Below are 24,140 nucleotides of genomic sequence, written 5' to 3'. Positions count from 1 at the left end.
CGTGGTCATCAAGTCCACACGATTCAAATTCATATGACGGGCTGGCAGACTTTTTGCTGGCCATTGTTTTTTGGAGCCGCCTTTCCATGATTAAGCGCTACATTGCACCCCTAATCGTTCTAGTCCTGGTCGCGGTGATCAGTGGATTGGTGTGGACAAAGGCTCCGGAGTTCAAGGGTTACATACTACCCACGGCAATCGGAATTTTGGTCTTTGTCGGATTGATCTGGGCGTTGTTCCCAAAGATCAAGCGCTACATGATGCCCGCGATCATTCTAATTCTGGTTGTAGCAGTCGCTGGTGGCCTGGTCTGGTTCAATTTCTTCAGAGACTCGATGATCAAGCAGTTCTTTGCGACCATGCAGCAGCCAGCTGCACCGGTCTCGACCTATACGGTCAAGCCGGGCGAGTGGATGCCGGAAATCGAAGCGATCGGTACGGTAAGCGCGATCCAGGGTGTGGAGCTTTCGGTCGAGGTTGCCGGTATCGTCAAGGATATCCCCTTCAAAGCCAACCAGACGGTCGAGAAGGACGCGCCGCTCCTGCAACTCGATGACGCAATCGAGAAAGCCGACATTGTTGCCGCCCGGGCGCAAGATGTCCTGATGGATCAGACTTTGGCGCGTGCCCGCACGCTCAATACCCGGGGTGTTGGTGCGGTTTCTGCTGTCGACGAGGCGCAATCGGCATCGCTGGCCAAAAAGGCCGAGATCGCCAAATTGCAAGCCGTTATGGATCAGAAGTTGTTGAAGGCGCCCTTCAAGGGCACGGTCGGTATCCCGCGCATTGAACTCGGGCAATATTTGCCAATCGGCACGGTGGTCGTTTCCTTGCAGGATCTCACGACAATGCGTGTGGACTTTACAGTCAATGAACAGGTCCTGAATCAGATCAAGATCGGCCAGCCGATCAAACTTGGCCTGACGGATAATGACATCAACTACGACGGCAAGATCACGGCGATCGAACCTAGAATCGACCCGGCTACACGACTTGTGTCGGTTCGCGCGCAGGTCGACAATTCCGAGGGAGAATTGCGCCCGGGTCAGTTTTCCCAGGTCCGGGTGACGCTGCCGAAGGAAGACAACGTCTTCACGTTGCCGCAGACGGCGCTCGTTTCGAGCCTCTATGGCGATTATGTCTTCGTCGTTCGTCCCGCTCCGGATGAAAACAAACCGGCAGACCCGGCAAAGCCTGCGGATGCGGCAAAGCCTGCTGACGTGACCTCGTCAACACAGCCAGCTGCGGCCGACAAAAAAGATGAGAAGCTCATCGTGACGCAGGTTTTCGTCAGACCGGGGCGCCGGTCCGGTCTTGTGGTCGAAATAACCAAAGGTCTCAAAGAGGGCGACGTTGTCGTTACGGCGGGCCAAAATCGGTTGAGCCCTGGTGCAGCGGTCAAAATCGCCAATGATGTGAACCCCGCCAGCAAAACAGAGTCAGGACTGCCAACAAAATGAATTTCTCGGAAATATTCATTCGCCGTCCTGTCCTGTCGACGGTTGTCGCTCTGATGATCATTCTGCTTGGCGCGCAGGGACTGGTGAACCTTTCGGTCCGCCAGTACCCTAAGGTCGAGGAGACGGTCATCACCATCAAAACCGCCTATGCCGGTGCCAGCGCCGACCTGATGCAGGGCTTCATTTCTGCCCCGATTGCAAAGGCTGTGACCACCACGGAAAACATCGACTATGTGACGTCGTCTTCAGCTCCGTCATCGAGTACGGTGACGGTCCAGATGAAGCTTGGCGCAAATCCTGATGCGGCGTTGACCGAGGTGATCTCCAAGGTCAACCAGGTGCGCGGGGATCTGCCGGAAGAAGCCGATGATCCTGTCATCACCAAGGGTACCGGTCAGGACTTCGCAACGATGTATTTGGCGGTGCAAAACCCGAATATGACGAGCGAGCAGATCACCGAATATCTGGAACGTGTTATCCAGCCGCGCATGTCGACCATTCAAGGTGTTGCCGACGCCCAGATTCTGGGTGGTCAGGTTTTCTCGATGCGCGTGTGGATCGATCCGATCAAGCTGGCTGCCCGCAAAACAACGGCATCGGAAGTGTTGACTGCGATCAACCAGTCGAACTTCCTGTCTGCGCCGGGCAAGATCGAGAATCTCTACACGGCTTCTCCCATCACGTTGAAGACAACGTTGCAGACGCCCGAAGCTTTTGGCGCGATGCCGATCAAATCCGATGGCGACAATATCATCCGTCTGCGGGATGTGGCGCGGGTTGAGCTCGGCGCCGTCAACAAGGACACGATCGTCAGCTTCAATGGAGCCAGCGGTACGTTCCTCGGGATATTCCCGACGCCTGCCGCCAACCCCATCGATATGACAGCTGCTGTTCGCAAGGAATTGCCATCGATTCAGGCGACTCTGCCCGAAGGCATGCAACTTTACATGGTTTATGACTCGACGGAGCAAATCAGCTCGTCGATCGAGGAAGTGTTCAAGACCATCGGCGAGGCGGTGTTGATCGTTGTTGCCGTGATTCTGCTCTTCCTTGGATCGTTCCGTTCGGTCATCATTCCAGTCGTAACCATCCCGATATCGCTGATTGGCGTGTGCTTCTTCCTGTTTATGCTCGGTTATTCGATCAACCTGCTCTCGCTTCTGGCGATGGTTCTTGCCATCGGCCTCGTGGTCGATGACGCGATTGTGGTTCTGGAGAATATCCATCGTCATATCGAGGAGGGGCTGAGACCGCTTGATGCTGCATTGAAAGGCATGAAGGAAATCACCGGCCCCATCATCGCGATGACCATCACGCTTGCGGCCGTGTTCGCGCCGCTCGGATTTACAGGCGGGCTCACCGGCTCCTTGTTTCGTGAATTTGCGTTCACGCTTGCCGGCGCCGTCATCATCTCCGGTGTGGCCGCATTGACCGTATCACCGATGATGTGCGCGCTCTTGCTGCGGGCGGGCGGGCACAGCCGGTTTCAGCGGATTGTGGACCGTAGTTTCGGTTGGCTTGAGGGCGCCTATGAACGGCGCGTTGCGGGTTCGCTCAACTTTCGGTTCGTCACCTTGTTCATCGTCATTGCGCTTGTCGCGTTGACCGGATTCCTTCTTACCAAGACTAATTCCGAACTTGCTCCTGAAGAGGATTCCGGCGCGCTGTTTGCGATCGTCAATGGCCCGCAGTATGCGACATCGCAATACACCAAGCTCTACGCGGATCAGATCGATGCCTTGACCAAGGATTTGCCGGAGTTGAAAACGCGCTTCAATATTCTGGGCTTCGGCACGACGAACTCCGCCTTCGCCATCTGGGTGTTCAAGGATTGGTCCGAGCGCACCAAATCGCAAGCTCAGCTCAAGGCGGAGTTGCAAGGCATGATCAGTCCGCTTGCCGGCGTCGAAGCCTTTATCTTCGCGCCTCCGGACTTGCCGGGTACTGGCGGCGGCCTGCCGATTTCTATCATCATTCAGTCGACCGGCCCGGCGGACAAGGTGTTCGAAGTCGCCGAAGAGATCAAGAACAAGGCGCAAGCCTCGGGGCAGTTCATCATCGTGCAAAACTCGCTCTCATTCAACGCGCCGCAAGTCACGGTTACGATCGATCGGGATCGTGCCTCGGCGCTGGGCGTGCCTGTAAGCGATATTGGCCAGACACTTGGGCTGTTGGTCGGTGGCGGCAAGATCTCGAAGTTCGATAGGGATTCCAACAGCTACGACATCATTCCTCAGGTGCCGCAGGCCTACAGGTCCAATCCAGAAAATCTGGGCCAGTATTTCGTCAAGAGTGCATCTGGCGAGATGGTGCCGTTGTCGGCGGTCATCAAAGTCACCGAGAACGCTTCGCCGGCGGCCATCGAGCAGTTCAACCAGCTGAACTCTGCGACGATTTCAGCGTTGCCGCTGCCGGGTGTTACCACCGGTCAGGGATTGCAGACGGTTATCAATACGGCCAAACCTTTGATGCCGGATGGGTTCTTCATGGATTATTCCGGCCAATCGCGCCTGGAAATCGAGCAGGGAAGCACAATCCTAATTGCCTTCCTGCTGGCCGTGGTGGTGATCTATCTGGTGCTGGCGGCGCAGTTCGAAAGCTTCCGCGATCCGTTTATCATCATGATGTCGGTACCGCTTTCGATCTTCGGTGCGATCGTGCCGCTCAACCTGGGACTGGGTACACTCAACATCTATACGCAGGTGGGCCTGATCACGCTGGTGGGACTGATTACCAAACATGGTATTCTGATGGTGGAGTTTGCCAATCAGCAGCGTGAACTGCACGGCATATCGCGGCATGACGCAATCATCCTTGCGGCAAAGACCCGGCTTCGTCCAATTCTGATGACGACTGCGGCCATGGCTCTCGGCGTTATACCGCTTATCATAGCTACTGGTGCCGGTGCCGCAGCGCGCTATTCGATCGGTCTGGTGATTTTTTCCGGCATTCTCGTCGGAACGGTCTTCACACTCTTCGTGGTGCCGATGTTCTACACATTCATTTCCAAGAAGGATGTGAAGGCTGAAGCAACTGCTGTTCCCGTTGGGGGAGGCGCAGCGCCGCAGGTGAGCCACACCTAGCGAAGGGCATTTTTAAGCCAAACAAAAGGCCTCCGAACTGACGGTTCGGAGGCCTTTTTGTATCGACTGAAATCAGGCCCGTTTAACAGCGCGAAGGATAAAAAGAAGAATGACCGCGCCGATCGTTGCTGCGATGATTGCGCCTATGATACCGCTGCCGAGCGAGATGCCGAGCCTCGGAAAAAGATATCCTGCAATGAAGGCACCGATAACGCCTACCACCAGGTCACCCACGAGGCCAAAGCCGCCTCCGCGAACGAGCTGGCTGGCGAGCCATCCCGCTATCAACCCCACCAAAAGAAAAATAAGAAGACTTTCTCCGCCCATAGCCAATTCTCCATAAACCGGTTTGCCTGAGCACAATCCCGAGAGGACAGTGTTCCATTCAATGTAGTGCGTCCGATTTGAACGCACGGCGCAGTAAGATGCTCCACCGGCCCCGGATTCTTGATCCATGCATTGGCCAAGAGAATCACCAGGTTGATTTTACGATGGGACGGACGATTTGAATAACGAAAGTTTGCAAAGGAAATTTAGACATTGGCAATGTCAAAGAACTATGCCGGTTGCGGCTTCCCGCGACCGGCACAGTGTCTGCTACAATCTGATCTCTCGCTTGCAGATTATTGTGCAGGAGCAGGAGCAGTTGACTCAGCAGGCTTTACGGCCTTCTTCTTGGCGGACATCTTGTGCACCTTCTTAACGGGCTTATGAGCCTTTTTCACGGTCGTCGTCGTATCCGGGGTAGTTGCCGTTGTTGCAGCAGGAGCGGCGTTGGCGCTGGAAGCGATAACCGGAGCCGAAACAGCAAGGGCAACGGCGAGACCGAGAGCTGTATAGAGGGACTTTTTCATTGGTCAGTTTCCTTTCGATGCGGGCCTGTGTGATACAGCCGGTCAATCGTCAACCGGCTGCACACCAAGCAGCTTCAAAGCCTGGGCATACGATCTGATCCCCTGCGCCTGCTTGTTGCTTGCGCAGAACCTCGTTCCCGTTTTTTGAAGTGCTTTCGCCTTGGCTGCCCGTTTTGCCTCGGCGTGTTCCGTAATTGCGTGTTGAACTTGTTGCTGGAGTTTGCCGCACAACTCTGTGCGGGTGAGTGTTTCTGCTGCCATTGACTGCTCGATTGGTGCGACGGTTAGGATCGCGCCGGTCAGGATGATTGCCGAAATGGTCAATATGTTCCGCACAAGAGCCATTTGAGTTACGAAGAAATCCCGTTTCGATCAGTCAACCGCGAGTTGACGGGCTTTTATCGGACTTGAGTGTTGCCTCAGTTTTTCTGTTCTGTGGTGTTTTGTTTCTGGATTGTAACAAGATACGAAACGACAGAATTTTGCCCGCTTCGCCAGTCATTGGATGTTGCAGGTTATGCTTTCCAGTCCAAAGAATTGCGTGGCTTCCACAGTGGATCGTGCGTAAAAACAACCGGCTGAATCGCGCCTTATCGCTGGGCGCAAAACGATCGCCATCAGGAATTGAGCATGAAATCTGAAGCGCACATTCTGATTGTCGACGACGACGAAGCCATTCGCGATCTGCTGCATGAATTTTTGAGGAAGCGGGGAATGCATGTCTCGGTTGCACGAGACAGCGAGGAAATGCAGGAAGTGCTTTCCCGCACACCTATAGATCTTCTCATTCTGGATGTGATGCTTCCTGGCAAAAGCGGTATGGAAATTTGCAGGGATATCCGGATGCACTCCCGTATCCCGATCATCATGCTGACTGCTGTCACAGAAACCACTGACCGGGTGGTCGGGCTCGAAATGGGTGCGGACGATTACGTCTCAAAGCCGTTCGATCCGAGGGAATTACTGGCGCGGGTGAGAGCAGTGCTGCGCCGTCTCGATACGTCCGGTCCTGACCGGCGCCTTGAACCTACGGTCTACAAATTCGCCGGCTGGACTATGGACTGCTCGCGGCGGCGGCTTGTGTCTCCAGATGCGGTGCGCGTGGAACTGACGACGGCAGAGTTCAATCTTTTGGAAACACTGGTCAAAAGCGCCCAGCGCATGTTGAGCCGCGACCAGCTGCTCGAATTGGTCGGCAACAACGCCGCCTACGGTTATGACCGCAGCGTCGATATTCTGATCAGTCGCCTTCGCCGCAAAATGGAAGATGATTCCCGTTCGCCGAAATTGATCCTGACGATCCGCGGCGGCGGCTATCAATTCGTTCCCGAAGTCGCCGCGGAATGAAACGATTTCTGCCCCAGTCGCTGCCAAGCTGGATCCTGCTCATCCTGATTGCAAGCCTGCTCACAACGCAGGTTGCAACATTGTCGATCGTCTCCCGCGATCGTGCCGAAAACAACAATGTGCTCGAACTGTTCCGGTTGAGTGAACGCGCTTATACGCTCGTCAAGGTGCTCTACGCCGCACCACCATCCGAGCGATCAATTCTCGCGAGCGCTCTAACGAACACTGCCAACCCCCTCTCCATGTCCGACGAGCCGGCTGTGACATCGGCCATCGCTTCGGACGATAGTCTTGCCGAGCTCGAAGATGTGCTGGTAGCACGATTGTCCGCATTCGGAGTGACCGACGCCCGGATTCGCCGCGTGTCGAACCGGCCAGCGAGCAGCCCTGCAGCAAGTCCGAGTGCACCCGATCCCGATGTAGGCATTGTGGAGCGCCAGCTTTCCGACATTGCGGAGGATTTCAGCCAGAGTGACGGGCTCGCGGCCTCGATCAAGTTCAAGGATGGCCAATGGCTGAACTTCGTCACGCCGATTGCGCCGGAGCCGCCAATCTTTACCGCGCAGACGCTGCCTCTGTTTGGTTCGGTCGCCGCCGTGGTCATTGCCATGTCGATCTGGGCGATGCGTCGCTTGACGGCGCCATATCGGGCACTGGAGAGAGCGGTCAAGCGCATCGGCGAGGATGTAAAATCGCCGCCTCTGCCCGAATTTGGCAGCAGCGAGTATAAATCGGCAGCAAGGGCGGTGAACGCCATGCAGGCGCAATTGAGGGAATATGTTGCCGACCGTGAGCAGCTTGCTGCCGCGCTGGCACATGATCTGCGCACGCCATTGACCCGCATTCGCCTGCGCCTCGAATTGTTGCGGAAATCGCCGTTACGCCAATCCCTCACACACGATCTGAACGACATTGAAGCCATATCCCGATCCGTTATCGATTTTGCAACCTATGAAATCGTCGATGAAGAGCAGGAAAAGCTCGACTTCTGGTCGTTGGTTGACTCGGTTGCCGATGGTTTTCCTCAGGCCTCATTCGACAAAACCAGCCATGCGTCGCGCGGTCTGATCTGCATGGGCCGTCCGATCGCGCTGCGGCGCTGCGTAACAAACCTCGTCAACAACGCGGTGACCTATGGGGAAAAAGCCCATATCAGCCTTACACAGAGTGGCGCCGACATTTTGCTGACGATCCGTGACGAAGGGCCGGGCATTCCACAGGCCAAGCTCGACGAGGTGTTCCAGCCTTTCCGGCGGGTCGAAGGATCCCGTAACCGGGAGACTGGTGGATTTGGTCTGGGCCTGACCATCGCGCGCAACATCGCGCGACGCAGCGGCGGTGATATCACGCTGGCGAATGACCCAGACGGTGGCCTAAGAGCGGAATTGCGGATTCCGCGCGCCGTTTGATCCGATGCGCCCAAGCGGCCAGAAATTCAGTCGACAGTGCCTACAACTGCCACGCAGTCACCCGGTGTGACCAAGCCCGGAAAATGCCGTGCAGCCAGGAGCCCGGTGAGCTTCGTTCGGATTTCAGTTGGTGCCACGCCAGTGCGGCCAATTGGATGGATGCGAGCGATGACTTGCCCTTCTTGAACAAAGTCGCCGAGATCGACCATCGTCTCGATCAGCCCTTGATCCTCCGCAAAGGAGAAGCAGTCGCCTGATGGCATGTCGAGCCAGCGCGTGTCGCGGTGATCGATATCACCGTCGACGATGCCCGCATGGCGCAAGAGATTCATCGCCCCCCGTTTGGCGATGGCGACTGTTTCGGCGCGAGCCGTACCGCCGCCGCCAAGTTCGGTGGTAACGAAGACCTTGCCCATTTCCTCCACCGTCGTGTCGTACATGCCGACCGCGTCGATCTCGAGCATGCGCATCGACCATGGCGCCGAGAATGCCTTGACGGCGTCGAAGCCTTTGGCTTCCTGTACTTTGTCAGGCAGGATATGGGCTGCCGCGAAGGGTACGAAATCGAGTGTTCTGCCACCAGAATGGAAATCGAGTACTACATCGGCGCGCGGTAACAATTCCCGGGTGAAATAGTCGGCGATCTTCTGGGTTACCGTGCCATCCGGTTTTCCCGGATAGCTGCGATTCATATTGCCCTTGTCGATCGGTGACGTGCGCGTACCGGCGCGAAACGCTGGATAATTCATCGCCGGAACGATGATAACCGTACCGCTCACCTTGCTGACGTCGAGTGTGCGGGCAAGGTCAAAGAGAGCGATCGGCCCTTCATATTCGTCGCCGTGATTGCCGCCAGTCAGCAGCGCCGTTGGCCCCTTGCCATTGCGGAGAACTGCGATGGGTATCATCACAGATCCCCAGGCGGAATCATCTCGGCTATAGGGCAGCCGCAAAAAGCCGTGCTGCACGCCTTGCTTGTCCAGATCGACGGTGGGTGTAATGGGCGACGGCCGCATGGTTTTTGACTGCATGATGGATCTCAGTTTTTGACGAAGAGCTTGCGCGGCACATTGGCAAGGCATTCGACGCCAGTGTCGGTGATCAGGATGCTTTCCGTGATTTCAAGGCCCATGGTTTCGAGCCACAGGCCGGTCATGAAGTGGAACGTCATGCCTGGCTTGAGTTCGGTTCTATCACCCGGACGCAGACTCATGGTGCGCTCGCCCCAATCCGGCGGATAGGAAATACCGATCGGATAACCGGTGCGGTTATCCTTGACGATGCCGTATTTCTTCAAGACACCAAAGAACGCATTGGCGATGTCTTCGCAGGCATTGCCCGGCTTCGCCGCGGCGAGACCGGCTTCCATGCCTTCGAGCGTGGCTTTTTCTGCGTCCAGAAACTCCTGGGTCGGTTTGCCGAGAAACACCGTGCGCGACAGGGGAACGTGGTAACGGTTGTAGCAGCCGGCAATCTCGAAAAAGGTGCCTTCGCCCACCTTCATCGGCTTGTCGTCCCACGTAAGGTGCGGCGCCGAAGCGTCTGCCCCCGAAGGAAGCAGTGGCACGATGGCGGGATAGTCACCGCCGAAATCATCGGTTCCACGGATGCCAGCATCATAAATCTCGGCGACAAGATCGCACTTGCGCATGCCCGGCTCGATTTTATCGACGATCCGCTGGTGCATAAGCTCAACGATACGGGCGGCCTTGCGCATGTAGTCAATTTCAGTCGGGCTCTTCACCGCGCGCTGCCAGTTTACGAGCGCGGTGCCATCGACGAAGCGGGCGTTCGGCAGATGTTTCTGCAAGGACGCGAACGCAGCGGCCGAGAACCAGTAATTGTCCATCTCGACGGCAATGGTCAGCTTGTCCCAGCCACGCTCCGCAATGATTTTTGACAGATAGTCCATAGGATGGCGTTCGGTGGACTGAACATAGTTATCCGGATAACCAACGATGTTGTCGATCGAGAGATAGGCCGTGCGCTTCGCACCGTTGGCATCCTGGCCCCGGCCATACCAGATCGGCTCGCCTTCCGGTGGTACCAACACGGCCTGATGCACATAAAAAGACCAGCCATCATATCCCGTCAGCCACGCCATGTTTGAGGGATCGCTGCAGATCAGAAGATCAATGCCGCGCTTTTGCATCGCCGCGCGGGTCTTCTGCAATCGTTCGGTGAATTCCTGCCGCGTGAATTTGAGATTTGGCTCTGTCATATCAGTTTCCTCATGCTTGGGCCGAAGCCCATATCAACTTTCAAATTTGGTTCCAGCGCCCATCTGTCCGGCGCGATCACGGGCAAGCGTTGCGATGGCGGTATCCTGCACGCCGGTGCCGGTCAGATCGGCGAGAGTGATTGCCTCTTGTGACGACCTGCCTTTTGCCGAACCGGCGATGATTGAACCGAGCTCGGAGAAGAGCGCATCGGCCTCAACCAGTCCGGATTCAATGGCGTGATGAAGCTCGCCGAGGCGGCGAGTTTGTTTGAGGCTATCAGCGACGTAGAGGTCGGATTTGGTGATTATGGCGGGGTCGAGCTCGTTCTTGTGTTCGGCGTCGGAACCCATGGCGGTGATGTGCTGACCCGGCTGCAGCCAGGTCGATTGCAGGATTGGCTGGGACGAGGGTGTTGTCGTCACAATGACATCCGCATCGCAAATAGCCTTTTCCGGATCGTGTACGGCGCTGACGGGGATACCAAGCTTTTCAGTGAGCTCGTTTGCCACCAGCTGGGCTTTATCGATGTCGCGAGCCCAGATCAGCGCCTGCCTGATTGGACGAACCAAGGTCAGGGCCTCGAGTTGCAGGCGCGCCTGAACACCGGCACCGAATATAGCGGCGACACTGGATTCGGGCCGCGACAGATGCTTTGCTGCAACTGCGCCCGCAGCTGCCGTGCGTATATCGGTGAGATAGCCATTGTCGAGCAACAGGGCTTCCACCAGACCGGTGCGGCTGCTGAGCAGGACCATCATGCCGTTGACGCTGGGCAGGCCGAGTTTGGGATTGTCAAAGAAACCGGGGCTGATCTTGATGGCAAAACCGTCGATACCCGGAACATACGCGGTCTTTACATCGACTTCACCGCGATGTTCGGGAATGTCGAGCCGCAGGATAGGCGGCATGGCGACAGCCCTGGTTGCCAAGGCTTCGAATGCAGATTCCACGCAGGCAATCGCGTCGAGATCGAGGGACACGATCTTGCGCAAGTCCGCTTCGGTAAGAATCGTCATGCGGGGCATGGTTCCGCCCTTTCGCTGATATCCGCACAGACGATCCGCCGATGCTGTTCCATGTCGACATTGCGGCCGGAAAGAATGGCGACGACAGGCCCCTTCGCCTTGATTTTTCCAGCGAGCAGCGCACCTATGCCAACGGCCGCCGCACCTTCGATTATTTCGCGTTCGAGCATGTATGCGTGAGCCATTCCGGCAGCGATTTCGTCCTCCGAGAGCAGGATCACATCATCCAGCAGGTCGCGGACCATCGCGAAGGTGAACCGGTTATCAACCCCGATCCCGCCGCCAAGCGAATCCGCCAGGCTCTCGCTTTCTTCGACAAGCACAGGCTTGCCAGCATCGAGACTAGCGCGCATGGCGGCGCCTCGGTCCATCGAAATACCAATGACCTTCGCAGCGGAACGCTTGGCCCTGACCGCCGCCGCAACACCAGAGGCCAGACCACCGCCCGACACCGGGACAAGGACGGTGTCGACGTCCGGAACGGCGTCAATGATTTCAAGACCAAGAGTGCCTTGACCGGCAATGATCGAAGCGTTGTCAAAAGGCGGCACCATAGTGAGGCCGCCTTCCAGTACGAGCCGATCTGCTTCTTCCTGCGCATCGTCCTGTGAATTGCCGACGATACGGATCTCGGCGCCAAGACGGCGAATCTCATCCACCTTGTTCCGCGGGACAAGCCGGGACATGCAAATGATGGCGCGTATGCCCTCCAGATGTGCGGCATAGGCGAGGGCGCGGCCGTGGTTCCCCGTGGATGCTGCCACCACACCGCGTTGCTTTTCAGCTCCGGAAAGCTGGCTCAAGGCATTGGTAGCACCGCGCAGCTTGAAGCTGCCCGTAGTCTGCCGGTGTTCGAGCTTGAGAAAGACCGGCAGGCCCGTCATTTCCGATAAGGATACCGAGTTGATGGTAGGGGTACGCGCCACTTTGCCCGCAAGCGCTTGGCGCGCCCTCACAATCTCAACGATGGTCACCAATTTATTGGTCATGGCTCACCAACCCGCCATGGATTGAGTCATCAGACTACCCCATTCCGGGCGAGGCGTAAGATCGTCACATATGCGCAGTGTCGCCCAGGCAGTCGCAAGATTGCTGCTGACAACAGGTTTTCCGATTGTTTGTTCGATGGCAAATGCAATGCCCGCCGCCCGAACTGCCGTACACGAAATGAACAGCGCGTCGGCGTCGCTCGCCATCGCTTCTTGAGCGGCGGAAATCAGCGATCGCGGACTGATCCGCGCCATCTCGCGGTCGTCGTCGAGACCGAAACAGGTGAAACTGGCAATGTCGAATCCCTTGGCTGCGAAATAATCCGCCATGGGCGTGCTGGTTTCGATCGTATAGGGCGTGAGAATGCTGATGCGTTTTGCACCGAGCGCCTGCAATCCACGAACGGCTGCAAGCGGCGGCGTCACAACCGGCACGGCGGGCTTGGCAAGGTTGATGGCAGCTTCAATCTCGTCGTCGCCGATCACCACAGAAGCAGCGGTACAGGAATAGCAAATCACATCGAGATCTTCATCTGGCAGGATGAGGCCCGTGCCTTCCGTAAGCGAAGGCTGCATCAGCCGCAGATTGTCTGGCGTGGTCGGGTTCGCATAGGGAATGCGTACCGCATAAAGACCGATGCGATCACTCGCCACCATGCGCTGAAAATCCGGTTCGGTGGTGTGATCGGTAGCGAGGATCACAAGCCCGACACGTTTATTGAGCGGGCGATCGTCAAAATCCAAGGCCATGGCGGTTTGGCGGATCGTAGGGGAGGCGTCCATGGTCATGCTCCTCAGTCGATCCTGCCATAGCGGCGTTCCAGCCAACGCAGCCCGACGACGGAAATCAGGCTGATGATGAGGAAGAACGCTCCGACGAGTGTGATCGGCTCAATGTAGCGGTAGTTGTAGTTGGCGATGCTGCGTGCCTGGTTCATCAGTTCAAGCACCGTAATTGCGGATAGAAGCGGCGTTTCCTTGAACATGGCAATGAAATAGTTGGCGAGAGCGGGGATCATGGGCGGCAAGGCTTGTGGCAGGATGACCTGCGTCCACGTCTGCCAGGCATTGAGATTGCACGCTTTGGCCGCTTCCCACTGTCCACGCGCAACATTGTCGATGCCGGCGCGATAGACTTCGGCGGTGTAGGTTCCGTAGTGCAAACCGAGACCGATTACGCCGGCTACCAGCGGCGAGAGTGTCAGGCCGAGATCCGGCAGCACGTAGAAAATGAAATAAAGCTGCACCAACAGGGGTGTTCCGCGAATGAATTCCGCAACGAAGCCCATTGGCCTCGAAATCAGTTTGTTCCTTGATCGGCGCATGATCGCGATGGCAAGACCAACAATCGCAGCCAGCACGTATCCAAGCACCGTCGCAAGGATTGTGATCTTCGCGCCCTCGATGAGGGTCGGAAGAATTTGAATGACGAAAGCCCAATCCCATTCCATCGCTGCCTCCTACGACCTGATGCCGTCAAGGCCGCGCGTCAGGTGACGCTCTAGGCCGCGAATGGCGAAGGAGATGATACAGGCGATGGCAAAATAGAGAATGAGTATTGTCAGGAACGGAAACAGCGTGCTCCCAGTCTGTGCCCGTACCACTTGTGCCTGAAATGTCATGTCGGACAGAGAGATGAGCGAGACGACAGCCGATGCTTTCAGGAGCTCGATGGCATTGTTGCCGAAGGTCGGCAGCATCAGCACGAAGGCCTGCGGCAAAATCACGTGTCGAAGGCCCTGCCAACGATTGAAATTGAGCGCGGTGCAGGCCTCATATTGTTCTTTGCCGATGGATTTGATAGCGCCGCGCACCACTTCGGCGGCATAAGCTCCGACATTGAGGCCAAGTGCGAGGACGCCGGCTTGCAAGGGCGTCAGCGTGAAGCCGAAAAGCGGGAGCACGAAATAGGCCCAGAACAGCTGAACGAAGATAGAGGTGCCACGAAAGAATTCGATATAGGCGGTCGCTAGCCAGCGCACCGGCGCAAAGCGCGACAAACGGCCGAGACCCGCCAGGAACGCCATCACGAGCGCCAGCGCCGAGCCCATCAGCGTCAGCTTGATGGTTACGACAGCGCCGTCGAGAATGAGTTGCAGATAGCCGGCCCATTGGCCCATCGCTACGCCACCTTTGCTGGAATTGCAGAACATGGGACCGCTTCGTTGTTATACGAAGCGGTCGAAGCCTCGCGCGTAACTACTTGGCTGCGCAGAGCTTTTCGCGGGTGGTGGACATCGCCGCCTTTGCCGAGAAACCATAAGGCTCGATGATCTTGGCGAATTCGCCCGAGGTCTTCATCTCAGCGAGAACCTTGTCGAACTCGTCGCGAAGCGCCGTGTCGCTCTTGCGGAATGCGGCGCCGTCGCAATAGACCGGGGCGCCTTGTACAGGAGCGACGACCTCGATATTCGGATCATTGGCTTTTTTGACCAGATCGTTGATCGACAGAACCGGCAGCGAATAGGTGTCGATACGGCCATCCTGCAGCATCTTCAGGCCGCTCTGGCCATCCGGAACGACAATCACCCGGTCACGCGGCACACCGGCTTCGAGTGCGAGACGTTCTTCAGTGCCGCCGCCCGGCGCGCCGATGGTTGCCTTTTCATCCTTGGCGATATCGGCATAGCTCTTGAAGCCTTTTGGATTACCCTTCTTCACCAGGAATGCTTCTGCGTCGCAAAGGATCGGCTCGGAATAGGCAACGGCATTGCAACGCTCCGGCTTCATGAAAAGACCGGCAGTAACGACATCATGACGTCCAGCCTGTAGGCCGGGGATCATTGCGCCATATTCAGAGATAGATGCCACGACGTCGTTGACGCCGAGCTTCTTGAACACGGCGCGCGCGACATCCGGGGCGGCGCCGGACACGGTGCCGTCCGCCTTGACGGCCGTGAATGGTGGTTCATTGGCAATGGCGATACGGGCAAAACCCTGCGCCTTCAGCTTCTCGAGTGCCTCGTCCGCCTTGGCAGGCAAGGATGACACGAGGGCCGAAAGTGCCACCGCTCCAAGCAATGCGTTGATGGTTGGTAGTTTGGTCATGTTCCCAGCTCCTTTGGTTTTTCTTGTGTTGCTAATCGTCGGGGTTCCCGTCTTCAGACGCGGTGACCGGCAGCGATGATCTTCTTCAGGAAGGCCTGCGTCCTTTCCTGTTTGGGATGGCGGAAGATTTCGTCGGGTTTGCCATCCTCCACAATGCGTCCACGATCAAAGAAAAGAACGCGATCGGCGAAGTCGTGGGCAAAGCCCATTTCATGGGTCACAAGAAGCATCGTCATGTCGGTTTCCCGGCAAAGCTTCCAGAGAACATTCAGCACCTCTTCGACCAGTTCAGGATCGAGTGCGGAGGTGACCTCATCAAACAGCATGATTTTCGGTTTGAGTGCGAGCGCGCGCGCAATGGCGACCCGCTGTTTCTGACCGCCGGACAATTGCGACGGCATGGACCTTGCCTTGTCGGCAAGACCGACCATATCAAGCAATTCCATGGCGTGATGCTCTGCTTCCTTGCGCGACACACCTTTCGTCAACATCGGCGCGAGCGTGACATTGTCGAGAACACATTTATGCGGGAAAAGATTGAACAGCTGAAAGACCATGCCAATCTTTTCGCGCATCTTGTGCAAATGAGCATCGTCGGCTGGTTGCAACTTGCCGTTGCGTTGCATCTGATAGAGACTGTCTCCGTCGACAAGGATCTCACCGCTGTCGATGCCTTCCAGCGTCATCAGAATGCGCAGGATAGTCGTCTTGCCAGACCCGGATGGCCCGATCAAAGCCAGCTTTTCGCGCGGCGCAACGCTAAACGACAGGTCGTTCAAAACTTTGAACGCGCCGAAGCTCTTGTTGATGCCGTTGATCTCGATAATCGGCGCGGTGTTCGTTGGGGGCATGCATGTCTCCTCCTGGTTGAGACAGCCTCGTGCCCTTAACGATGGGAGACTTATGAAATCATGTCAATTGTAAAAATTAAATCATGACAATATAGATGATCGTGCTGAATTTTCAGGCGAGACGATTAAATCGCGAGCAACAGATGTTCGAGATCACCCCGCAGCAAATTAGCCACGACTCCGAGGCCGGAACGCAATTCCGCTTCCGTTGTCGAGCCGAGCGAAATACGCACGGCCGGATGCCAGGGATGGTTTGATATGCGAAACGAGGCACCCGTGGCGATCGCCACGCCTTGCAGTCTTGCATGGGCCACGAAGGCCTCCTCGGTCCGGTCTCCGGTCAGCGGCAACCAGATGTGAAGACTTTGCGGATGCGACAGAAACGGAATGCCGGATAGAACTTCCGACGCTGTGGCGTGCCTTGTGCGAAGCGCTTCGCGTTGCCAATTCACCAATTCGAGCGCCGTACCGTCCGAAACCCAGCGCGTTGCGATCTCTGCGACAATCGGCGTTGCCATCCAGTTCGATACAAGATGACGATTGGCGACAGCAGCCACGTAACGATCCGGCGCGACCAGGTAACCGATGCGTAATCCCGGCACGACGATCTTTGTGAAGCTGGTGAAATAGAGCGTCCGCTCCGGCGCCAACGCCGCGATCGGCGGAGGGCGGTTCTCGACTAGCGGACCGAGCATGTCGCTTTCGATGATCGCAATATCATGTCGGCGTGCTACCTCGACAATGGCGGCGCGCCGCTCGACGCCCATCAGCGTGGCGGTTGGATTGATCACCGATGGTTGCACGAAAACCGCGCGAATACCGCTCTCCCGGCAGCAAGCGTCCAGCGCCTCCGGAATAATCCCTTGATCGTCGATCGTCAGACCCTCGAGCGTCAGACCAAGATAAGAAGCGAGCGGAGTCAGTGTGTGATGGCCGATGCCTTCGGTGGCGACCTTCGAGCCGGGCGGTGCAGCGCTCATCAACGCCACGCTCATGGCCGCAGTCGCACCGTTGGTCAGGCTGATATTTGAAGCCGGGACATCAAGTCCGCAGGCGCGCAGCCATTCCACCGCAACAGCGCGATGGCGTGGAAACACCACATTAGGCCGAAAGGAGAGTGCCGAGCTCGCAGGCAGATTCTCCGCGAGCCAGCCCAACGCCTTTTTCATGCGATCCAGGTGCATGGGCTCGCAGATCGGTTTTAATATCGAGAGATCAATGACTTCGCCGAGCCGTTCGGGCAGATAGGGCGGATCGGGCTCGCGGCGCAGCGAGCGCACGAACGTACCGCGTCCGGTTTCACCGGAAATGAGATTGCGCCGGATCAATTCTTCATAAGCGCGGCTCACGGTTTGCACTGAGAGGTGCAAGTCGTCGGCCATTTGCCGATGGGTTTGCAGGCGCGCCCCGCTCTCGAGTTTGCCATCGGCGATGGCACGTGCAATCTGTTCGGCCAGCGAGAGGTAGGCTGGACGGCGGAGGGTTGTCGGATCGGGGCGCCAAAATGTCATGATTTATAAGTGATCCAAGTCAGTGCAATTGACAATCGAAAAATCACAACGTCATGGTTATTGGATTAATTTTAAACAGGCGGGACATGACATCAATCAAGCTCGATCCGATCGATATTCGCATTCTTGACGAGATTCAGCGCGAGGGCCGGATCACCAAACTTGCCCTGGCCGAACGCGTCGGCATCTCGCCGACGCCCTGCTGGACGCGCTTGCGCCGGCTGGAGAAAGCCGGAATCATCACCGGTTATCATGCTCGTATTGCTCTGCGGCTGGTAACGCCGGTAACGACCGTACTGATGGAAGTGACCCTTGGGGCGCACCGCCAGGCGGATTTCGACCGGTTCGAGCGGGCGATCAAGACCATACCCGAGGTTGTGGCGTGCTGGTCCGTCGGTGGCGGCGTGGACTATGTGCTGAAGGTCATGGCGCGGGATATCGATGCCTATCAGCGTCTGGTAGATGGGCTCTTGCAGCGCGAAATCGGGATAGACCGCTATTTCACCTATATCGTCACCAAGACGGTTAAGGATGACGTTATTCTGCCTGTCGCCGACCTCGTGACGGCAACCGATCCCTAGGTCCTGACCCTAGCCGGTCAATCTCTCTTCAATGCGGTCCTGATGCAGACAATCTCTCCTGGATAGCAACGGTAAACAGCCTCTCTCTCTTCATCTTCATGCGAGTCTTGTACCGAACGTTTTCGGGAGAACCGCATGTCCGCTCATTTCGCACGACCAGACCGCCATCCGGCCCTCGACGGCCTGCGTGACCGCCGCATGCTGCGCGAATTGGCCTATGTCGACGGCCATTGGACAGCGGGAGACGCGGGTCAGACGTTCGAGGTCAGCGATCCAGCGTCTGGTGCCAAAATCGGTTGGGTTTCGAAACTCAATGCCGATCAAACGACAATTGCGATCGACGCCGCGGCAAAGGCATTCCCGGCGTGGCGGGATCTCTTGCCGCAAGAGCGCACGGCCAAGCTGCGCCGCTGGTATGAGCTGATTGTCGAAGCCAAGGATGATCTGGCTTTGATCATGACGCTGGAGCAGGGCAAGCCACTGGCCGAATCTCGCGGCGAAATCAACTATGCTGTATCTTTTATCGAATGGTATGCGGAAGAAGCCAAACGGCTCAATGCGGAGAGCGTTAGCAGTCATCTGCCGCATGCCGAAATGATTGTCCGGCGCGAGGCCTTGGGCGTTGTCGGAGTCGTTACGCCATGGAACTTTCCATCGGCAATGCTGACGCGAAAAGCTGCGGCGGCGTTGGCGGCCGGCTGCACGATCGTTGCGCATCCATCGTCAGAAACGCCGCTATCGGCGCTGGCATTGGCCGAACTTGCCGACCGCGCAGGTATTCCCGGTGGCGTTTTCAACATTGTCACAGGCGACGCAGCCACCATTGTCGGACGTCTGTGCGAAGATTCGCGCGTTCGAGCTTTGAGTTTCACCGGCTCGACGGAAATTGGTCGTTTGATCGCCGCCCAATGCGCTCCGACGATGAAGAACTTGATCATGGAGCTTGGGGGCCATGCGCCGTTGATCATTTTCGCCGACGCCGATATCGACCGCGCGGTTGACATCGCCATCGACGCAAAATTCGCAACGTCGGGTCAGGATTGCCTCGCAGCCAATCGCATCTATGTCGAGCGCTCAATTCAAGACGCTTTTGCCACGGCACTTACCAAGCGAATTGGAGACCTCAGGGTCGCACCGGGACTAACCGAAGGCACCGATATCGGGCCGCTGATGCACGAACGTGCGGTGCAGAAGGTGGAAGAACAAGTCGCAGATGCCCTGGATCGCGGGGCGAATTGCCTCGCCGGCGGTAAACGCCATCGAGCTGGCCCGCTCTTTTACGAGCCGACGCTTCTGACCAATGTCTCCGACGATGCGCTGATCATGCACGAGGAAACGTTTGGCCCTGTCGCCGCGATCACTTCGTTCGAAACCGAAGACGAGGTCATCGCACGGGCCAATGCCACCGAATATGGTCTTGTCGCCTATGCCGTCACGAAGGACGGGGCCCGCATGCTGCGTCTTGGACGCAAACTCGAATACGGCATGGTCGCGATCAATCGGGTGAAAATCACCGGCGCGCCAATTCCATTCGGCGGCGTCAAACAGTCAGGGCTTGGCCGCGAGGGCTCGCGTCATGGGATCGAGGCTTTCACCGAACTCAAATATCTCTGCATCGATACGCACTAAAATTCTAAAGGAAATCATCATGCTTGACCGCTCCAACGAACTGAATGCCTGGGACAGGGACCATTTTTTCCACCCCTCGACGCATATGGGCACACATGCGCGTGGCGAAACGCCGGCCCGGGTGATCAAGGGCGGCGAGGGCGTTCACATCACCGATAGTACGGGACGGACGAGCATCGACGCGTTTGCCGGGCTTTATTGCGTCAATGTGGGCTATGGCCGGACGGAAATCGCCGACGCGATTGCCAAGCAGGCCAAGGAACTCGCTTATTACCACGCCTATGTCGGGCACGGCACCGATGCGTCGATCACATTGGCTAAAATGATCATTGACCGCGCGCCGGAAGGCATGAGTCGCGTCTATTTCGGTCTGTCCGGTTCCGACGCCAATGAGACCAACATCAAGTTGGTCTGGTACTACAACAATGTGCTCGGACGTCCGGAAAAGAAGAAGATCATCTCGCGCTGGCGCGGCTATCATGGCTCCGGAGTCATGACTGGCAGCCTGACCGGCCTTGAACTTTTCCACAATGCTTTCGACCTGCCGCGTGCGCCAATCCTGCACACCGAGGCGCCCTATTATTTCCGCCGCGATGACCGCTCGATGAGCGAGGAGCAATTCTCCCAGCATTGCGCCGACAAGCTTGAGGAGATGATCCTGGCCGAAGGTCCGGAAACGGTGGCGGCGTTCATCGGCGAACCGATCCTCGGCACGGGCGGTATTGTGCCGCCGCCGGCGCACTACTGGCAAAAAATCCAGGCTGTTCTCAACAAATACGACATCCTGCTGATCGCCGATGAGGTTGTGACGGGCTTTGGCCGTCTGGGGACCATGTTCGGTTCCGACCACTACAGTATCAAACCGGACCTGATCACTATCGCGAAAGGGTTGACCTCCGCTTATGCGCCGCTGTCGGGCGTCATCGTTTCCGACAAGGTCTGGCAGGTGCTGGTGCAAGGCTCGGATATGTTGGGCGCGCTCGGTCACGGCTGGACCTATTCGGCACACCCGATTTGCACGGCTGCCGGGGTTGCCAACCTCGAATTGATCGACAAGCTCGATCTCGTGACCAATGCAGGTGAGACAGGTGCTTATTTCCGGAGCCAGTTGACGCAAGCGCTGGCTGATCGTCCGATCGTTGGCGAGGTCCGCGGCGACGGCATGCTGGCGGCCGTGGAATTTGTTGCGGATAAGGACGACCGCAAGTTCTTCGATCCGGCATTGAAAGTCGGACCGCGCATTGCAGCTGCACTGGCTGACCGGGGCGTCATCGGCCGCGCCATGCCGCAAGGCGATATTCTCGGTTTCGCGCCGCCCCTGTGCCTGACACGGGATGAAGCGGATATCGTCGTCAAAGCCGCTGCTGACGCTGTTGAGTCAGTGGCCAAGACACTCTGAGGTAGCAAAGATGATGCATGAGAAGTTTTCGAAAACCATGGCCGCGGTTCAACTCACGGGCCATGGTGGCCTCGACAAGCTGGTCTACAACGCGCAGGCACCAGTTCCAATCCCCGCTGCAGGCGAAGTGCTGATTTCGGTAACGGCATGCGGTATGAACAATACGGATGTGTGGGTACGCGAAGGCGCCTATGGCACCGAGGAAGATGCCGGCGCAGTTTCCACCTGGCGCAGGCAAGAGCCGACGCTGACCTTTCCGCGTATTCAGGGAACCGATATCGTTGGAAATATAGTGGCCGTCGGCGAGGGCGTTCCGCAGGACCGCACTGGTCAGCGCGTCATGGTGGACTTTTCAATTTATAACCGCGACGACGACAGCCTTGCCGATATCGATTATATCGGCCACGGCCGCGATGGCGGCTACGCGGAATACGTCACGGTGCCGGCCGATAACGCCCATGTCGTGAATACGGACATGAGCGATATCGAACTGGCAACCTTCTGCTGTGCTTACCTGACTGGCGAACAGATGCTGGAACGGGCAGGCCTGAAACACGGCGAAAACATACTTGTCACCGGCGCGTCCGGCGGTGTCGGTTCCGGCATTGTCCAGCTTGCCAGGGCGCGCGGCGCGATTCCCTATGCACTCGTCGGACCTGGCAAGGAACAGGCACTGCTCGATCTCGGCGCCGAAGCAGTCATCACGCGCGGTACGCAAGATCTCGTTGCTGCTGTCAATGACGCGACGGGCGGGAAGCCCATCGATGTCGTTGCCGATCTCGTCGGCGGTGCGATGTTCAACGATCTGCTGCGCATCCTGCGCGCAGAAGGCCGCTATACCACTGCGGGAGCGATCGGTGGACCGGTCGTGCAGCTGGACCTGCGTACCATGTACCTCAAGCAGCTCGCTCTGCATGGATCATCGCAGGGTACGCGCGGCGATTTCCGCCGTATCGTGCGCTACATAGAGGAAGGTAAGATCAAGCCGCTCGTTGGCGGCGTCTATCGCTTGTCCGAGTTCCACAAAGCGCAGACCGATTTCATGGCGAAGGGGTTTGTCGGGAAACTGGTCGTGGTACCGGACGCGAAATTTCCGCAGGCGTAGAAGCGGTCTGGCGTGGAGGCGGATCAGCAATCGCAAAATTGCGGGTCCGCTTTCCATTTCACTTGTTTGCTTGTGATGTCGAGCGTCTGTTCCGCGTCGTGCGCGGTGTGTCCTTGTCAGATATTTCAGTTTCCACCGACGCACTCAATCTCTGATAAATGCCCAATCCAACGACCAACAACACGCCGGTGAGCAGCAGGAGGGTGGGGTAGATCATCATGGTGAGGTCTTTTTTCCCGGCCTCGAATACTGCGACCAATCCTTCCAGAAACACTGCGATGGCAATCGTCGAAATGAATTTGGTCAAACTCTTGCGGGCCTCGTCGGCTCGACGCATTTCACGGGCCCGAATTGCCTCTTCTTCCAGCAGGTATTTGCCGACATCGAACACCGCAATGGCGATGACCGTGTATCCCACTGCTTCAAGCAGGGTCGCGCCGATGTCGGCACTGTATGTCAGCAAATCGCTCGCAACTTCATAGGCGGCGTAAGCGATCAAACCGAAAGCCAGCAACATGAGAAACGCGCTGGCGACGGCGAATGCAATGCGGGTAACTCTGTCGAAAATCATTCCTTAAGCCCCCCTGACATTTCCTTTTAGATATCTCTCGTCTTTTGAATCGCTGCAACGCGGCAAGTCATTTGATCGATCGCCAGGTTTGTGTCCTCGGCAAACCTCCATCATTGCACCATATAAGTTGCAGATCAGCTAATCTTTCCGCGTGTCACCGGCCAGTTCGTGCGGGAATCGGGTCGCAAAGGGGCCCAAAAACACCTTCCCTTCTCCCTTTTTGTGTCAGACATAGGCAAAGCGTGATTGGACCTGAACACCCGACCGGGCGACACTCGTTTGTCGCCTTGAACTCACTTCCCCCAAAGCCCTTAAGGCGGCACCCCAAGGTCGGAGCTGACTACGCACCCCCAACGGTGTTTGTGTCGCCCGACCTCTTTTTTTGCCCGCTATGGGTAGAAAATTGCGAAGATTGAGGGTTTTCCATTAAGTAAAATGGCCGACTGGGTTTTTCAGGCTTAGTTTGTAAGGTCTATCCTGCTTACAGGGAAAACGTCAAACCTTCCCGGCAAGCAGGGCTGGAGCCGCCCCACCATGCCACCCTTGCGATAGGCGCTCCAGCCTTTTTCCACTAGCAAACCCTGTCAGCCATTTGCACCGGCCTTCGAATCCTCGGACGCCCCAGCAAGACTGAACCACTTGCGTCGATTGTTCTGGCCATAGGCTGCTAGGGCTGCTGCCACGCATTCGCGCGGAAAGATGGGGGCCTTGGGCCAAGGAATTCGATGAGGAGAGCGTCTAAAAATGGCCCGCCACGAATGCGGCGGACCAAAGGCAGGGAACAGGCGTGCTTATTGCCCTTGGGGCGTTCCTTGCGTTCCAATTATGTCGAGCTTCTGCCTCACGGCACAAGTCAACTACGGTTACAATCCACCGCCTTGCCACGAAGCGGGCCAAGGAACGCGATTGGGCATGCGCGGGTTTTCCGATCGCCGGGCAGACGCCGCAATCGCGCCCGCGCTCAAATATGCGCCCAAATTTGCCATGCGCCAAGACGACCGATGGGCTGGCCTATCGCTAAATTATTGATTTATTTGGGTTTTGGTGAGCGCGCGG

Annotated in this window: 22 protein-coding genes; 8 read left to right on the top strand and 14 right to left on the bottom strand. The window is 57.1% G+C overall.

What is annotated here, in order from left to right:
• The first annotated feature begins 86 nt into the window (after positions 1-86).
• Positions 87-1,460: an efflux RND transporter periplasmic adaptor subunit gene (locus tag J2X72_RS19160; RefSeq protein ID WP_310074571.1), complete on the top strand. Its 1,374-nt coding sequence runs from the start codon at positions 87-89 to the stop codon at positions 1,458-1,460.
• Positions 1,457-4,543, top strand: a complete 3,087-nt coding sequence (locus J2X72_RS19155) for an efflux RND transporter permease subunit (protein WP_210004192.1) — start codon at positions 1,457-1,459, stop codon at positions 4,541-4,543. The genes J2X72_RS19160 and J2X72_RS19155 overlap by 4 nt, the downstream gene beginning before the upstream one ends.
• A 72-nt stretch (positions 4,544-4,615) precedes the next feature.
• Here the strand turns inward: J2X72_RS19155 and J2X72_RS19150 are convergent, their stop codons facing one another.
• The 3 genes from J2X72_RS19150 to J2X72_RS19140 all read right to left on the bottom strand — a co-directional run bounded on the left by J2X72_RS19150 (position 4,616) and on the right by J2X72_RS19140 (position 5,721).
• Positions 4,616-4,870: a GlsB/YeaQ/YmgE family stress response membrane protein gene (locus J2X72_RS19150; RefSeq protein ID WP_112526965.1), complete on the bottom strand. Its 255-nt coding sequence runs from the start codon at positions 4,868-4,870 to the stop codon at positions 4,616-4,618.
• A gap of 296 nt (positions 4,871-5,166) precedes the next feature.
• Positions 5,167-5,397, bottom strand: coding sequence for a hypothetical protein (locus J2X72_RS19145; RefSeq protein ID WP_112526967.1), 231 nt, complete (start codon positions 5,395-5,397; stop codon positions 5,167-5,169).
• Positions 5,398-5,439: 42 nt separating this feature from the next.
• Positions 5,440-5,721, bottom strand: a complete 282-nt coding sequence (locus J2X72_RS19140) for a hypothetical protein (RefSeq protein WP_310074568.1) — start codon at positions 5,719-5,721, stop codon at positions 5,440-5,442.
• A 306-nt stretch (positions 5,722-6,027) separates the two neighbouring features.
• Between J2X72_RS19140 and J2X72_RS19135 the strand changes: the two genes are divergently transcribed.
• Positions 6,028-6,744 carry a response regulator transcription factor gene (locus J2X72_RS19135; protein ID WP_310074566.1) on the top strand — a complete coding sequence of 239 codons (717 nt, stop codon included), beginning with the start codon at positions 6,028-6,030 and terminating at the stop codon, positions 6,742-6,744.
• Positions 6,741-8,153, top strand: coding sequence for an ATP-binding protein (locus J2X72_RS19130; RefSeq protein WP_310074564.1), 1,413 nt, complete (start codon positions 6,741-6,743; stop codon positions 8,151-8,153). Before J2X72_RS19135 ends, J2X72_RS19130 begins: the two co-directional genes overlap by 4 nt.
• Before the next feature lie 26 nt (positions 8,154-8,179).
• On the opposite strand, the gene doeB is transcribed toward J2X72_RS19130, so the two are convergent.
• The 10 genes from doeB to J2X72_RS19080 form a co-directional block, all read right to left on the bottom strand.
• Positions 8,180-9,184, bottom strand: a complete 1,005-nt coding sequence (gene doeB, locus J2X72_RS19125; RefSeq protein WP_310074561.1) for a N(2)-acetyl-L-2,4-diaminobutanoate deacetylase DoeB — start codon at positions 9,182-9,184, stop codon at positions 8,180-8,182.
• An 8-nt stretch (positions 9,185-9,192) separates the two neighbouring features.
• Positions 9,193-10,374, bottom strand: coding sequence for an ectoine hydrolase DoeA (gene doeA, locus J2X72_RS19120; protein WP_210004179.1), 1,182 nt, complete (start codon positions 10,372-10,374; stop codon positions 9,193-9,195).
• Positions 10,375-10,407: 33 nt separating this feature from the next.
• Complete coding sequence (gene eutC, locus J2X72_RS19115) at positions 10,408-11,400, bottom strand: ectoine utilization protein EutC (RefSeq protein ID WP_310074558.1); 993 nt, start codon at positions 11,398-11,400, stop codon at positions 10,408-10,410.
• The gene (gene eutB / locus J2X72_RS19110) at positions 11,388-12,389 is read right to left on the bottom strand and encodes a hydroxyectoine utilization dehydratase EutB (RefSeq protein ID WP_310074556.1); all 1,002 of its coding nucleotides are present in this window, start codon (positions 12,387-12,389) and stop codon (positions 11,388-11,390) included. Before eutB ends, eutC begins: the two co-directional genes overlap by 13 nt.
• 3 nt (positions 12,390-12,392) lie before the next feature.
• A complete protein-coding gene (eutA, locus tag J2X72_RS19105) occupies positions 12,393-13,172 on the bottom strand; it encodes an ectoine utilization protein EutA (RefSeq protein WP_310074554.1) in 780 nt (259 codons plus the stop codon).
• An 11-nt stretch (positions 13,173-13,183) separates the two neighbouring features.
• The gene (ehuD, locus tag J2X72_RS19100; protein ID WP_310074553.1) at positions 13,184-13,840 is read right to left on the bottom strand and encodes an ectoine/hydroxyectoine ABC transporter permease subunit EhuD; all 657 of its coding nucleotides are present in this window, start codon (positions 13,838-13,840) and stop codon (positions 13,184-13,186) included.
• Positions 13,841-13,849: 9 nt separating this feature from the next.
• Positions 13,850-14,509: an ectoine/hydroxyectoine ABC transporter permease subunit EhuC gene (gene ehuC / locus J2X72_RS19095; protein WP_310074653.1), complete on the bottom strand. Its 660-nt coding sequence runs from the start codon at positions 14,507-14,509 to the stop codon at positions 13,850-13,852.
• Positions 14,510-14,588: 79 nt separating this feature from the next.
• Positions 14,589-15,437 carry an ectoine/hydroxyectoine ABC transporter substrate-binding protein EhuB gene (ehuB, locus tag J2X72_RS19090; protein ID WP_310074551.1) on the bottom strand — a complete coding sequence of 283 codons (849 nt, stop codon included), beginning with the start codon at positions 15,435-15,437 and terminating at the stop codon, positions 14,589-14,591.
• 53 nt (positions 15,438-15,490) lie between these two features.
• Positions 15,491-16,288 (bottom strand): ectoine/hydroxyectoine ABC transporter ATP-binding protein EhuA, encoded by a 798-nt coding sequence (ehuA, locus tag J2X72_RS19085; RefSeq protein WP_310074549.1) that lies wholly within the window; start codon positions 16,286-16,288, stop codon positions 15,491-15,493.
• Between the two features lie 125 nt (positions 16,289-16,413).
• Positions 16,414-17,799 (bottom strand): PLP-dependent aminotransferase family protein, encoded by a 1,386-nt coding sequence (locus tag J2X72_RS19080; RefSeq protein WP_210004167.1) that lies wholly within the window; start codon positions 17,797-17,799, stop codon positions 16,414-16,416.
• 86 nt (positions 17,800-17,885) lie between these two features.
• Between J2X72_RS19080 and J2X72_RS19075 the strand changes: the two genes are divergently transcribed.
• The 4 genes from J2X72_RS19075 to J2X72_RS19060 all read left to right on the top strand — a co-directional run bounded on the left by J2X72_RS19075 (position 17,886) and on the right by J2X72_RS19060 (position 22,513).
• A complete protein-coding gene (locus tag J2X72_RS19075) occupies positions 17,886-18,380 on the top strand; it encodes an Lrp/AsnC family transcriptional regulator (protein ID WP_310074546.1) in 495 nt (164 codons plus the stop codon).
• Positions 18,381-18,515: 135 nt separating this feature from the next.
• Positions 18,516-20,009: an NAD-dependent succinate-semialdehyde dehydrogenase gene (locus tag J2X72_RS19070; protein ID WP_310074544.1), complete on the top strand. Its 1,494-nt coding sequence runs from the start codon at positions 18,516-18,518 to the stop codon at positions 20,007-20,009.
• Between the two features lie 19 nt (positions 20,010-20,028).
• On the top strand, positions 20,029-21,408 hold the full coding sequence (locus tag J2X72_RS19065) for an aspartate aminotransferase family protein (protein ID WP_310074542.1): 1,380 nt from the start codon (positions 20,029-20,031) through the stop codon (positions 21,406-21,408).
• A 10-nt stretch (positions 21,409-21,418) separates the two neighbouring features.
• Positions 21,419-22,513 carry an alcohol dehydrogenase family protein gene (locus tag J2X72_RS19060; protein WP_310074540.1) on the top strand — a complete coding sequence of 365 codons (1,095 nt, stop codon included), beginning with the start codon at positions 21,419-21,421 and terminating at the stop codon, positions 22,511-22,513.
• 58 nt (positions 22,514-22,571) lie between these two features.
• Here the strand turns inward: J2X72_RS19060 and J2X72_RS19055 are convergent, their stop codons facing one another.
• Positions 22,572-23,084, bottom strand: coding sequence for a GNAT family acetyltransferase (locus J2X72_RS19055; RefSeq protein ID WP_310074538.1), 513 nt, complete (start codon positions 23,082-23,084; stop codon positions 22,572-22,574).
• Positions 23,085-24,140: the final 1,056 nt, after the last annotated feature.

Origin of the sequence: Phyllobacterium sp. 1468, from assembly GCF_031455525.1 — a bacterium.
GTDB lineage: Bacteria > Pseudomonadota > Alphaproteobacteria > Rhizobiales > Rhizobiaceae > Phyllobacterium.
Note: the sequence above shows the minus strand (reverse complement) of the source record. Positions and strands in the feature narration are given on the sequence as shown.